This is a genomic window from Seonamhaeicola marinus (assembly GCF_008085455.1).
This window is the reverse complement of the sequence record NZ_VSDQ01000107.1, coordinates 1-14,806: the sequence shown is the minus strand read 5'-3', so window position 1 is coordinate 14,806 and position 14,806 is coordinate 1. Positions and strand designations below refer to the sequence as shown.

General features: G+C 34.6%; 6 protein-coding genes. 3 read left to right on the top strand and 3 right to left on the bottom strand.

Features of this window, described 5'->3' with window-relative positions; translation table 11 throughout:
* Window positions 1–13: 13 nt before the first annotated feature.
* The 3 genes from FUA24_RS00705 (at window position 14) to hisS (ending at window position 2,943) form a co-directional block, all read left to right on the top strand.
* Window positions 14–892 carry a glycerophosphodiester phosphodiesterase family protein gene (locus tag FUA24_RS00705; protein WP_148539618.1) on the top strand — a complete coding sequence of 293 codons (879 nt, stop codon included), beginning with the start codon at window positions 14–16 and terminating at the stop codon, window positions 890–892.
* A gap of 2 nt (window positions 893–894) precedes the next feature.
* Window positions 895–1,362 carry a DUF6495 family protein gene (locus FUA24_RS00700; RefSeq protein WP_148539617.1) on the top strand — a complete coding sequence of 156 codons (468 nt, stop codon included), beginning with the start codon at window positions 895–897 and terminating at the stop codon, window positions 1,360–1,362.
* Between the two features lie 210 nt (window positions 1,363–1,572).
* Window positions 1,573–2,943, top strand: a complete 1,371-nt coding sequence (gene hisS, locus FUA24_RS00695; protein WP_148539616.1) for a histidine--tRNA ligase — start codon at window positions 1,573–1,575, stop codon at window positions 2,941–2,943.
* A gap of 106 nt (window positions 2,944–3,049) precedes the next feature.
* Here hisS and FUA24_RS00690 read toward each other — a convergent pair whose 3' ends face one another.
* From FUA24_RS00690 to FUA24_RS00680, 3 genes are all read right to left on the bottom strand, one after another.
* A complete protein-coding gene (locus tag FUA24_RS00690) occupies window positions 3,050–6,265 on the bottom strand; it encodes a LamG-like jellyroll fold domain-containing protein (RefSeq protein ID WP_148539615.1) in 3,216 nt (1,071 codons plus the stop codon).
* Between the two features lie 287 nt (window positions 6,266–6,552).
* Entirely contained in the window at window positions 6,553–14,034 is a 7,482-nt protein-coding gene (locus tag FUA24_RS00685) for a choice-of-anchor D domain-containing protein (RefSeq protein ID WP_148539614.1), read from the bottom strand.
* Window positions 14,035–14,431: 397 nt separating this feature from the next.
* The coding region (locus FUA24_RS00680) for a T9SS type A sorting domain-containing protein (protein WP_148539613.1) at window positions 14,432–14,806 on the bottom strand (375 nt) is incomplete at its 5' end.

The window sequence follows — 14,806 nt, the reverse complement described above, 5'->3', positions numbered from 1 at the left end:
TTTTTTTATTACCATGAGAAGAATTATAGTAGCATTTTTACTGATTGTAGTAGTATCATCTTGTAAAACCAATACTAACAAGGTTGAGGACAAGCAGTCTTCTAAATTGTTAGAGCAATTTGCTTATAATCCAGATTCGCCAACTATTATAAGTGTTCATAGAGGAGGTAAAGGCTTAAAGAATTTCCCTGAAAATTGCCTGGAAACCTTACAGTATATAAATGATAGTATTAAAAATGTCATTTTTGAAATAGATGTTGCAAAAACTAAAGATGATGTGTTAGTGCTTATGCACGATAACACTCTAGATAGAACATCAACTGGAAGTGGTCAAATAGCAAACAAGACATATAAAGACCTCCAATCTATTAATTTAAAGGATGATTTTGGAAGTCCTACTTCTTATAAAATCCCGATTTTTAAGAATGTTTTGGAATGGGCAAAGACCAATAACGTGGTTTTAACCATAGATATTAAAAGAAGTGTAGCTGTAGAACAAGTTGTAAAGCTAATAAATGAAGTTGGTGCACAAGACGTGTCGATAATAATAACGTACGATATGGAGCAGGCTGAAAGAGCTTATAAAATTGCGCCAGAACTGGTTTTATCTGTATCTGCAAGAAATGAAAAAGAATTAGATTGGTTAATACATTCTGGAATTCCAACGAAAAATATGTTGGCTTTTACAGGTACTCGTTTATCCCCCGATGAATTGTATAAAAAGATTCATTCTTACGGTATAAAAACCATTTTGGGAACCCTAGGAAATTTAGATAAGCAAGCGGAATCAAAAGGAGATTCGTTATATCAATTATGGGTAAATAATGGCATAGATGTTATAGCTACAGATAGACCTTTTGCCGCATATAGGGCAACAAAACAACACAATTAATAATGAAGTATTCAAGATTAACAAAAGAACAGTTTGAAGAACTGCACCAAGAGTTTATCAATTTTTTAGCCACACAACAGATAACTGCTGAGGAGTGGAAAAACTTAAAAAATAATAAACCAGAATTAGCTGAAACTGAATTAGATGTTTTTAGTGATTTAATTTGGGAAGGTGTTTTAAATAATGCAGAATATTTAGAACATATTTCTGCTAAACACATGTATTTGTTCAGACTTGGAGAAGAGAATATGCAGGCCATTGTAGTGAACGTTAAGAACGATATAGATATCACAACAACAGAAGGTTATGCCTGGTTACGAGAAAATTTAATGAACGAAAACGTTGAGTTTTTACAGGCTAATAAAGAATATTCAGAAGATAAAAATCTTGATAAATTTAAAATGATAGAACAAGGCGCGGTTATTACTAAAGGCAATTTGTTTAAGTATTTTGATACGTTAATAAATTAGTAACTGTCACTGCAAGGAGTAGAACGACGTAGCAGTCTCTTTTGTTTTTTAGCTTTTTACTTTTTTTTAGTTTGATTTAAAAGATTGCCACGCTTTTTTTAGAAAAAAGCTCGCAATGACGTATTCATTATTTATTTTTGTCATTCCGCACTTGATGCGGAATCTATTTTTATAATTTTAAAAGAGATACCTGCGTTCGCAGGAAATATTATGGCTCAAAAACCAAGTATACCCAAAGGCACCAGAGATTTTAATCCAGAACAAGTAGCGAAGCGAAACTACATTTTTAATACTATTCGTGGCACTTTTAAAACATTTGGATTTCAACCTATAGAAACACCTAGTTTTGAAAACTCCAGTACCTTAATGGGTAAGTATGGCGAAGAAGGAGACCGTTTGATCTTTAAGATTTTAAATTCTGGAGATTATTTAGCTAAAGCGAATGCAGAGGCTTATGAGAATAAAGATTCTAATAAACTTACTGGTAGCATTTCAGAAAAAGCTTTACGCTATGATTTAACAGTACCTTTTGCACGTTACGTTGTACAACATCAAAATGAGATTGAATTCCCATTTAAACGTTATCAGATACAACCAGTTTGGAGAGCAGACAGACCTCAAAAAGGACGCTTTAGAGAGTTTTATCAATGTGATGCCGATGTAGTAGGTAGTAAGAGCTTATGGCAAGAGGTAGAGTTTATTCAATTGTACGATACAGTATTTTCAGCCTTAAAATTAGAAGGTGTTACTATAAAAATTAATAATAGAAAGATATTATCTGGTATTGCTGAGGTTATTGACGCAAGTGATAAACTTATTGATTTTACGGTAGCACTTGACAAGCTTGATAAAATAGGAGAGGAGAAAGTAAAAGAAGAAATGTTAAGCAAAGGAATTTCTCAAGAAGGGATTGATAAATTACAGCCTTTATTTACGCTTTCTGGAACTTTTGAATCTCAAATAGAAAGTTTAAAATCCATCTTATCTGCTTCAGAAGAAGGGCTAAAAGGTATTGAAGAGTTGGCATTTATTGATGCGGCAATTGCAGAACTAGGTTTAACTGCAGCTACCTTACAATTAGATGTTACATTAGCACGTGGATTGAACTATTATACAGGTGCTATTTTTGAAGTATCTGCTCCTAAAGACGTAAAAATGGGATCTATTGGTGGCGGTGGTCGTTATGATGACTTAACTGGTATTTTTGGGATGAAAGATGTTAGTGGTGTTGGGATTAGTTTTGGGTTAGACCGCATTTATTTGGTATTAGAGGAATTAGGATTATTTCCAGAAACCGTAAGTAAAAATGTTGAGGTGTTATTTATAAATTTTGGTGATAAAGAAGCGTTGTTTTGTTTAAAGGCAATAAAAGAATTGAGGCATAACGAAGTTAATGCAGAGTTGTATCCGGATGCAGCCAAAATGAAAAAACAGATGACACATGCAAATAGGCGTAACATTCCATTTGTAGTTTTGGTTGGTGAAGAAGAAATAAATTCAAAAACCTACACTTTAAAGAATATGGTTTCAGGAGAACAGCATAAAGTTTCGTTAGAAGAATTAGTTTCTAAACTTTCTTAAAAGAGAAAGAGTTCCTTTCGGAACTCTTTCAAATGAATTAGAAAAGATTTGGGGCCTAAACTAATTCACTAACAAACTAACTAAACAAACTATAAAAAAAACTAAACTATTTCTTTACTAATACTTTCTTTGAAATTTTAGAAAACGCTGTTTCTATGTTCAATATATAATGTCCAGTTGTAAACTGGTCGGCTTTGTATTCTATATACTTATCTGTTGTGTTTAAGTTGAACTTAAATAAAGATTGTCCTAGCATATTTAACATTTCAACAGATTTTATTTCTTTTACATTAGGATTGTCTATAACAATACTATTTTTTTCATTTGAATAATAGACTTCAATAAATCTATTGTCATCATTATCGTTATTACTTAAAGTTTGGCCATTCGAGAAAGTAATCTCAAAACGATTTAAATATTCTCCAGCCATTAAAAATACTTGAGCATCACCAGATTTTAAATCATGGTATGTTCCCATTTCTTTATCATGTAAATATACTTCCAGATTAGATGGAGCATTTTCAAGTTTATCAATAGTTATACTATTGGTCCCGTCATTTTTAGTATGTATTCCTAAAGGAAGAATTGTATTTGCATTTAATTCATTGATACCTTGTACAGTATGTTTTTCGTTAGTAATCATCCAATACATATCATCAGATTGCGTATCAATATATAAAGCGTCGTAACCCCAATCGATACCCATGGTACTATTTTGATCAACTGTAGTTAGCAATTGTCTTCGAATGGTATTTACTGAATAGAACCCTAATCTTAATTTTAACCTACTGTCGGTTGGAGCCTGATTTTTCTCTGAATTATTAGATTTAGTTTTGCTGGCAGCTTTAAGGAAAATAGAATTTGATCCATCTTCTGTTTGAAACATTCTTTGACTGTTTCTAAATTTAATCGTTCCTGTAGATTCTGCCTGAACAAAAAATCCTTGACCCACAGGAATGTATCTTCCAGGAGTTTTTAAAGGCGTTCCACCAGTTCCAACATCAGGATTGTTAGTACCTTTAGCGGCAGCAGGTACACCTCCAGAAAGCGTATAGGTAGCATAACCTCCTTGGTATTCTCTTAAAATATGAGATCCTCCTCCCCAATGTTCCCAAAAGTATAATGTTCCTGTTGTAGAACCGGTGCCATTTATTGTATTTCCATTATCAATAATAAACTCATGTGCATCCATGGCAGATGGGTAGGGGTTTCCAATTAAATAATCGTTTCCTGCATTAATGGTTAGATCTATATCTCCATTGTTTGGTTTACCCTCTAAAATATAATTTTGTTCATCCGTAATTGAGCCACTTCCAGGACCTTTCATGGTAAAACCTTCTCCAACTTGAATTATTCCAGTACTTCTGGCATGTTCCCATTGCGAGTACGTATTACTCTGTTTGTTTGCGTATTTCCAAATCCAGTAATCCGCAATTGTTAAAGGCGAAGCAATACCATTGTAGGTGGAATTTGAAAAGGTTACATTGGTAAATATATCGGCCGCTGTATAAGCATTGTTATTTGTAGATCCATTAGATAGCCCTACTGGTGAAGACCAGAAGTTATATGTAAAGGTATCCGCAGTACCTTGTTGGTCTTTTTCTAAAGTCCCCGAGCTATTAGCATCTAAGGTACTTTCAGATTGCTGTATAAGTTGGGACTCTCCATTCAGGTCTATTTTTCCATCTAATTTAAGATACCATGAGTTAAAAAGTCCAGAATTATTCGTTACCTGTAGTTCACTACCGCTATCAATTAACAGTCCAACCATACTATGATCTGAATCTACGGTCATATTACCCTTTATATGAACAATAGCACAGTCTGGGTGTGTACCTGTAATATCCCAAACAGACCCATACTCCCAATTACTGACGTTATTCCAGCTACCAGAACAAGAATTTGTTGTGGTGTAGGGTAGAGGAGCAGTTCTATCTTGATAGGTTCTCATGTTGTTTAAACCGCCATCTACAGCTGAGTTGGAATAATCTGGCGTATATCCAGTGTCAATGATATCCATTTTGTAGTAAAGCAGTAAATCACTCCAAAGAAGACCTTCAATATCTTTAGGTATTACTGAGCCTTGAACATTCCCCGAATTATTTACTATTTCTTGGTTAATCTGTCTATGTAGTTGATTTAAGTCTAAAGCTTTACCGTATACTCTCGTTTCGTAAATAGAACCTTCAAAGTAATTATTGTCGGATTCTGTATTTCTACCAATTTCGAAGTCATGATCATCGTTCCAACTAGATGTATTATTTATTGTAGAACTTACCAATGACGGATTAGTAGTATTAGCAACTAAATTACCATTAAGATATAGACTTAAATCTCCAGTGGTATTATCAAAGATTGAGGCTACATGATACCATAAGTCATCTTGAATTAAAGTATTTGAATTGCTTGGTGTTGTTACACCTATGGAGTTGTTACTATACAAATAAGCCCTAACATTATTTGAACCATCTATATAAATCCTAAAGTTTCTTTGTCCCATTATTTCTCCTCCAGTAGCTCCAGTATCTCGTTTTAACCACGTCATCATGGTTACTTCAGATACTCCACCTAAAAAAGGAGCGCGTGCTATGTAATCATTAACACCATCAAAATCTAAGGTTTGTGGTAAACAGAAACTAAAGTTTCCTAACCCAGAACCATGAACATTAAAAGGAGAACAAGTATTACAATCTTGCCATAAGAAAGTTACACTTGTTATATAATTGGCATCGGCAAAATTAACGCCTACTATGGCATCATCACCAGATGTTGAAGATGATACGGCATTAATAATTCCTGTAGCGTCATCTGTTGTGTATGAGGGTGAGGCAGAATTTGTAAATGTTGGAAAAACGGTGTTTCCATCAGTATCTATACCTGTAATTGTGTATTTATCTCCATTAGCACCAGAAGAGTTAACGTGATGCATATCAAAGGATAAAGCATAAATTGGAGAACTAAATGTTATGGTACATGTAATTCCCGAACTAGAAAATCCTGACGTATATAAATCTAACCCTTCATATAAAAAACTAGAACTGTTACCTACTTTAGGAGTTTGTCCTCCCCAAGACCCCAGTGAAGACGTATCTCCGGTAAAGGTTACTGTAATATCAATTCCTGAGGCATCAACATTGCTAAAAGTATTAGATAAAGCTCCTCCTGGTAACCAGTTATATTCATTTGAAGCACTTGGTGATGCCGACCAGTCTAGGGTAAAGTTTTCACCACAACTAGGAGGTGCATGTAATTGACTATAACCCTCAAATGATAAAAGAGTTGTTATAATAACAAATAAATAATTTAAAGTGATTTTCTTCATAAGTAGGTTACCTAGTTTTCTAAGTACTAAATACTAGTGTTTTTGGTTAATTACCGTTCATTTCAAACTACAGATTTGGGCTAATAGTTTGATAATTACGTTGATAGCTGCTCAAATATATATAAAGTATTACAAACAACGTTAAAATGTATTAAAAAATCGATGAAATGCATTTTTTTTTAAGAAATAGATGAGGGTAATAGCTTCTAAAATAAGTTTTGAAGACAAAAATAAACCCCTTGAATGTACATTCAAGGGGTTTTGAGCTTAACAATAAGTATTAGGTATTACTCCACTAGAACCTTTTTAGTTGCAGATTCATGCTGAGTGTTTACCTTGATTAAATACACCCCTGTATTTATTGTTTTGGCGTTAATCTCAATGTAATTTTCGTTTGTATTTAGGTTGAAGTTTTCAACAGATTGACCTAACATGTTATACACTTCAACATTTTTTATGTGTTTATTACTTGAATTGTGAACTATTATTTTTCTTCTTTCATTTGAAAAATACGTTTGTAAACCTTCAATACGTGCCTCTTCAATGCTTAATGAAGATTGCTTGTTAAAGACTATTTCAAAACGATCCAGATGTTCTCCAGCTGTTAAGTGAACTTCATAATCATTTTCCCTTAGGTTGTGATAAATATTTAGTTCAGAATCGAACAAGTAAATATTTTTATTATTATCTATATTATCTAAGTCTTTAATACTTATGTGAGCTAAACCTTCAATCTGGGTTTTAAGGCCAAGAGGAAGAATTTGATCCTCATTAAAATTATCAACAGATTGAATCGAATATTTAACTTCATTGAAATTCCAGAACATATCTTCATGGTTTTGATCAATTAAAATAGCATCGTATCCAATATCGAAAGATTGTGATGTATTTTTTTGAACACCAACTAAAATTTCTCTATGATATCCGTTAGGCGAATCAAATAATAGTCTAATTTTCTCTCTAGTATCTTCTGCTTTATTAGTTGATAAGGAACCTTTAGATTTGCCTTTGGTGTTTTTCAAGAATGTTGAAGAAGCACTAACTTCATTTTGGTAAGCACGTTGACTGTTTTGGAAAACTAAATTACCTCCAACAATTGGTTGTCCAAGAGCAGGATCATTAGAAGCTCCCGATAAACTTGCATCTGAAACTGTTGATACAAAGAATCCTTGCCCCACAGGTATGTAGCGTCCTGGTGTCTTGGTACCTATAGCCCCAGTATTATTCATTGTTGCGTCGTTTGCTACGGCCGGTACACCACCCATTAAAGTATAGGTTGCATAACCTCCTTCGTAACTTTTTCTGTTATGATTTCCTCCTCCAAAGTGATCCCAGAAGTACAGTGCACCATTAATAATATTCCCGCTGGTATTTCTTCCACTTACCTCAAGATTACTAATGTTATCCATTATAAACTCGTTAGCATCAATTGCAGATGGATATGGGTTCCCAATTAAGTAATCATTTCCAGCAGAAATGGTTAGGGAAATATCTCCATTATTTGGTTTACCATCAAATACGTAATTTTGAGTAAGAGAAACAACACCTCCCGTATTAGCGACACCTTTCATAGTGAAACCTTCGCCTGGATTCAATGTTCCTGTACTTCTAACATGTTGCCATGAAGAATACGAATTATTTGTTTGATTGGCATATTTCCAAATCCAATAATCTGCTATACTAATGTCATTTCCATAAACTGCTCCATCATAACTCGTGGAAGAAAACATAATGTTATTTGGCGTTGCAGATATAGTACCATTCTTAAGTACATTGGTGTCTAAACTAAAACTATTATTGTTAGAAGATGTATTACTAGTACTTACAGGAGAAGACCAATAATTATATGTATATAAGTCTCTTGTACCTTGCTGGTCTTTTTCTATGGTCCCCGCACTCGTTACATCTAAATCACTTTCATTTGTTTGAATTAGCTGAGATTCACCTTCTAAATCTAAAACACCATCTAGTTTTAAGTAATGTGATACAGTTAATCCGATACCTGTATGAGATCCATTATCTCCATTTACTTGTAATTCTCCGCTGTTAATGATTAAAGCTTCTACAGTACAATTTCTACTTCTTGCCGCAGTAGGAGAAGAACCTAAGTATACATCATTATCAATTTCTACAATATTCCAATCTATAGGTGTTGTTCCATCTACAATAGATAAAGAGTTAGGTAATATTTGATCGGTATTATTTAACCAAGTAGCAGGATCATCCCAACTACCGCTTGCTTGCGTTCTATATGGTAGTGGAGCCGTTTGGTAATCTACTGTGTTAAGGTTTCTTAGAGCACCTTGAAGGTTATTACCAGACATATCATTGGTATTAGTATATGTAAATACCTGCATTGGGTAGTATGCCGCTAAATTAGTCCATGGTATAGAGCTAATTTCATTGTTCGTAATAGAAGTAGGTATAACATCTCCGTACTCCAAAGTTAAGTACATATCATGACTTATTTCTTGGTTCATTATATACCTTAATTGATCTATTGTTAAGGCAATGTTCCAAACCCTTACTTCATCAATGTTTCCAGTAAAGAAATCTGTCGTATTTGGGTCATAACCATCTGCAGCACCAATTAAGAAAGATTGAGATGTCTGTACTGGAGCAGGTAAAGCACCACTAGTATCTTCTACACCGTCAATGCAAAATGTTGCTGTTCCAGAATTATATACTATGGCTACTTCATGCCATTTGTTTTCTGGAATTACCACAGATGACGTTAAAGACGCAGCATTACCATTTACGGTAAACTGTAATCTTCCAGCTGCATCTAATCTTAAGTCATACCCTTCTGTATTGGCAGCGTTTCTTTTTGAAATAATGGAGGCATTAGTACTTCCAGTACCTCTTTTTATCCAAGCAGAAATAGTAAACTGAGTGTTGTTAAGATCTAAGTTGTCTTCAACATCAATGTAATCTGAAGAACCGTTAAAGTAAACAGATCTCTCAGCTACCACTTGAGGAGCGTATCCAAATGTGATATATTTTGTACCATCAAAATTATAGTCAGTTTCTAAGTTTCCACTTCCATCCGCAGTCATAACTCTATAATCTGCTGTAGGATCAAATACAGTTGTATTTGAGATAAACATTAAGAAATTACCTGGAGGTGTAATATTTCTTATAGCATTTTGAGGAATTCTAATTTTTACACTTGGCACATCACCACCCGTTTCTACAACTTTCCACACTCTTTGCATAGCAGTGAATGTAACAGGTGTGGTTAATCCACTTACCCCAGAACTCATATCTACGCTTACAGTGGTTGCGGCTAAATTTAAATCTGCGCCATTATTACCCCACATTAAGAATTGTTTATCACTAAAATTGGTAGTATTGTTATTAATGTTAAGGTTATTTGTGTCATATATATCAGATAAACCAATAGTAAGTATACCTTCAACTGGTCCGCTTCCATCAGAGGCATTATTAATACTACTAGATTGCTTCTGAATTAAAGTAGAATTATCATCTCTACCAATACCTGCTACATCATAATTGTACCCAGAGTTAACAGACTGATCCCAAATAACATTACCGTCACTATTTACATAATCTTGAGATGTTCCGTTAGCCCCCAGAGTAATACCATATTTTACGGCTAAGTAAGATTGAATTCTATTGCGCTCTTGTGTTAAATCGGTATCTGATTTACGAGAAGAGAATGTAATGATTTCAGCAATTCTGGCATCTGTACTAGCTTCCCATCCTTCACTTCTTCCAATCCAATATCTACTGTTATTTACATTAGCAAAGTCAGCCACATCATTTTGGTTAGTTTCAATATCGGTTGCATTAAGGAATAATTCTTGCTGTGTAGCTCCCGAATTGTTTCTTATGTTAATAATACTTGGGTTGCTATAAGAACTTCCTGTTCCTATTTCAGCAACACCATAACCTCCACTTCCGCCTGCCGTACCATGTGCATATGCTATAATTTCACCAGAGAATCTAGAAGTATATCGTCCGAAACCAAGACCAGTTCCATCTTGTTCATTTCTTCCTGGGTCTTCATCTCCACAGAAAATGTCCATGCTTCCAAATATAGATGTAACTGTGACATCTGGAACTAATACAACAAACACATCTTGTGAATAATAACCACTAGAACCTTGTAAAAATTGTGTAGAAGTATTATCAAAAGAAAAATCACTATCTACAGAAATACTTGTATAATTGTTATCAAAATCTACTACAGGGTTGAAGTTAAGGTTATCTGTGATATTGTCTTTGTATGTTGGTTCTACCCCTGAGACTGGAGCTACAGCATCGGATGCATTACCTTGATCTTGCCATATACTCACACTTTGTCCGTCTGTGTAAGCTAATCCATCGGTAGATTTTAACCATAATTGTAAACCAGAACTTACGCCTCCAGGTCCCGTAACATTGGTTCCTGAACCTTGAATGTTGAAGGTGTATGAAGACTCATCGGCATCATTATTATCTATTGTAATTGTTGCAGTTCTTAGTCCTGTTGCACTGGGATTAAATGTAATTACAAAAGTAGTATTGCTACTTCCGGCAATAGAGTTGCTGGGTATAGATGTTACCGTAAAATCTGCAGAGTGAGTTCCAGTAATAGTTATATATGGTGAAACTCCTGTTAAATTAAGACTATTAACAGTGCCATAGTTTTCTATAGTAAAAGTTCTAGCAATTGTACCACTCGAAACTAGTACATTTCCGAAATCTGTATGATCTGGCAAAGAAGGAGTTGTATCTCCATCGGCAATGGATATACCATTACCTAAAACATCTATTTCTTGAGCTGTGGTAGTTCCGTTACCTTGAATGTTGAACGTATACGTTGGCTCATCAGAATCATTATTTGCTATACTAATTGTAGCAGAGCGAAGCCCAATAGCACTTGGGTTAAAAGTTATGCTAAAAGTGGTTGTTCCTGAAGCGGAAATTGTAGCAGAAGGTATTGCAGTTACGCTAAAATCTGCTGCATTGGTTCCGGATATTGATATGTACGGAGATGCTCCTGTTAAATTTAATATACCAGAACCAGTATTTTGAATTGTAAATGTATTAGCGTTTGTTCCCAAAGTGACATCTACATTTCCAAAATCTGTATCATCTAATACGCTAGGTGTTGTATCACCATCTGCAATATTAGTACCATTACCCTGAATATTAATTTCAGGTTGAGGGGCAGCCGAAATGATATTTACTGTGTAGTCTTCAACTTCTCCAAAATTAAAATTTCCACAAGAGCTTGGTATTGTGTTATACCTCATAGAGACTCTCATTCTGGTACTACCTGTTAATGCTGTAGCTGGAATAGTAAAACTACCGGAAACAGATGGAGAGGATGTAGCAGAGAGTGACCAAACTTGTTCTCCCGAATCAGTAAAATCTCCATCTTGGTTGTAATCTATCCATACTGAGTATGCTTCTGACCAATTCGTACTGCTCCAAAATGGAGAAACAGTGATTGTATAATTAGAGTTAATTGTTAAGTCTGTAGACAATGCTGTAAAGTCCGAATAGCCAGTACTGGTAGTACCAGCACCAGAACCTGCTGGAGTATTGTCTAATGTATTTAATTGTACTCTGTTAATGTATTCTCCACCAGTACTATCTCCATTTGAAGAACAATATGATGCAGCTACCCCATTACCTTGTACATCGAAGGAATAAGAGCTCTCACTAGAATCGTTGTTTGCAATTGTTATAGTTGCTTGTCTTAGCCCCGTCGAACTTGGGTCGAATGTAATAGCAAAGGTTGTATTACTGCTTGGAGAAATTGGGGAAGAAGGTATACTAGTTATACTAAAATCTGCAGCATTTGAACCACTAATTGTTATGTAAGGAGAACTACCAGTAAGATTTAAGTCTGCGGAGCCCAAATTTTGGATAGTAAAAGTACTAACACCTGTTCCTCCAGTAACTAGAACATCTCCAAAGTTTGTATCGTCTGTTGTACTCGGTGTTGTATCTCCGTCTGCAATAGTATTACCATTTCCTTGAATGTTAATTTCGGGTTGAGGTGTAAATGAGGATCCTTGTACAACAAACGTATATGGATCTTCGTTAGCATCGTTATTAGATATTGATATAGTAGCTTGGGCATTAGTACTATCAACGGTTGGAGCAAACCTAACAACAAAGGTTAAATCACTTCCTCCACTTGTTATATTGTTAGAGCTGGGTTGTGTTAGAACACTAAATGCTCCGTTACCACTAATAGAAACAATAGGAGCACCATTTAAATTAAGAGTAGCGTTTCCAGTGTTTTGTATTGTAAATGTATGATCTAAAGTTGTTGAATTGGCTATTGAACCAAATTCGGTATCATCTGTCGCATTAGGCGTAGTATCTCCGTCAGTAATACTATTACCGTTTCCTTGAATGTTAATTTCAGGTGAAGGTGTAAACGAGGATCCTTGTACAACAAACGTATAGGGATCTTCGTTAGCATCGTTATTGGATATAGAAATTGTAGCTTGGGCGTTGGTAACATCTATAGTCGGAGCGAATCTAACAATAAAAGTTAAATCACTTCCTCCACTTGTTATATTATTAGAACTAGGTTGAGTAAGAACACTAAAAGCAGCGTTTCCACTAATGGAAACAATAGGAGATCCAGTTAAATTAAGAGTTGAACTTCCTGTATTTTGAATTGTAAACGTATGATCCAAAGTTGTTGAATTGGCTATTGAACCAAATTCGGTATCATCTGAAGTATTGGGTGTTGTATCACCATCAACAATGTTAGTGGCATTGCCCTGAATATTAATTTCAGGTTGAGGAGCTGCTGAAGTTATATTAACTGTATAATCTTCAACCTCACCAAAATCAAAATTTCCACAAGAGCTTGGTATTGTGTTATACCTCATAGAGACTCTCATTCTGGTACTACCTGTTAATGCTGTAGCTGGAATAGTAAAACTACCAGAAACAGATGGAGAGGATGTAGCAGAGAGTGACCAAACTTGTTCTCCCGAATCAGTAAAATCTCCATCTTGGTTGTAATCTATCCACACTGAGTATGCTTCGGACCAATTCGTACTGCTCCAAAATGGAGAAACAGTAATTGTATAATTAGAGTTAATTGTTAAGTCTGTAGACAATGCTGTAAAGTCTGAATAGCCAGTACTGGTAGTTCCAGCACCAGAACCTGCTGGAGTATTGTCTAATGTGTTTAATTGTACTCTGTTAATGTATTCACCACTGGTATCGTCTCCATTTGATGCGCAATACGAAGCACTAGTGTACCCTAGTATTTCTATGTTATCAATGATGTTTCTTTTGCTATTGTTGTTTGTATTATTTACTATTCTAAACCTAGCGTTAGTAGGAAACGTATAACCCCCAGTTGTTATGGTGAACGAAAAATTGTGGGGGTTACCATTACCTGTTGTTGAAAACTCGGTACCTCTTCTATACTGCTGAAGTTGAATCCAAGATGTACCATCAAAGTACTCAAGGTTTACACCTTCACCTGTGTCAACATCGCTATTGGCTTTGTGACAGAAAGAAAAGTCTATTTGGGTATAGCTGGTTAAGTTTAAGGTAGAAGAACTCAGTATGGCACTACTGTTTTGACGCATTCTAATAGACCTAGAGCCACCGCAAGATGGATTCGAGTTATTAATACGCACTGCATTGCCTGATGTGGACCATATGCCCATACCAGATTCAAAGCTCTCAGAATCTAATGTATCCTGAGCGAATGTTCTTATTGAAAATAATGTACATACCAAAAGTATGCAAAACCCTAGTGAGAGATCGAGTTTTTTCATGAGAGACTTGGTTTAAATAGCAATGCCCCAAATATAAGATGTATAATCCATAAAACGCAAATATAATCGATGAAATGCATAAAGTTTTAAGATTTGTATCAGATTAAATGAAAAAAGCAGAACTATTGTTCTGCTTTTTTTTTAACCCAAACGAAATTTCTTAAGTAAAACCTAAGAACCCTCTATAAGGTTAGGTTAAGCTCCGTTTCAATTAGAATTTAATCTAAAGGAAACGAATGATGAGAGAGTTTTATAAATCAAAATGATTTATAAGTAGCAATTTACATTACGACATTAGAGGGGATTATTATTTGTGTTTTTAAAATAGTTTTTTTGGGTTGAAAGAAGGTAGTTTACATTAAACCACCTTCTTTTCATAGTTAGTAATTATTATAGTTTAATTCTTAATCAATTTTTTTATAATTGAATGTCCTGATTCTTTATCCGTTACTACAATTAAATAAGTACCAATATTTAACCTATAAATACTAGTTGGAATGGTAATTTTACCGTTTTTACTTAACATATTTAGATTAAATATTACCCGTCCATTAATGTCCGTTAAAACAAAGTTGAAATCATTATTACTAAGACTTGAGGGGAGACTTATGTTTATTTTATCTAAAAATGGATTAGGAGATACATTTACATTTTCTTTGTTAAATTCATCTTTGATACCTAATGTTCCATCTAGAGTTGATGGGTTACAGTCATCATCTATTCCATTACCTGGAATTTCAGTAGCCCCAGGATTTATTGAAGCTTGCGTATC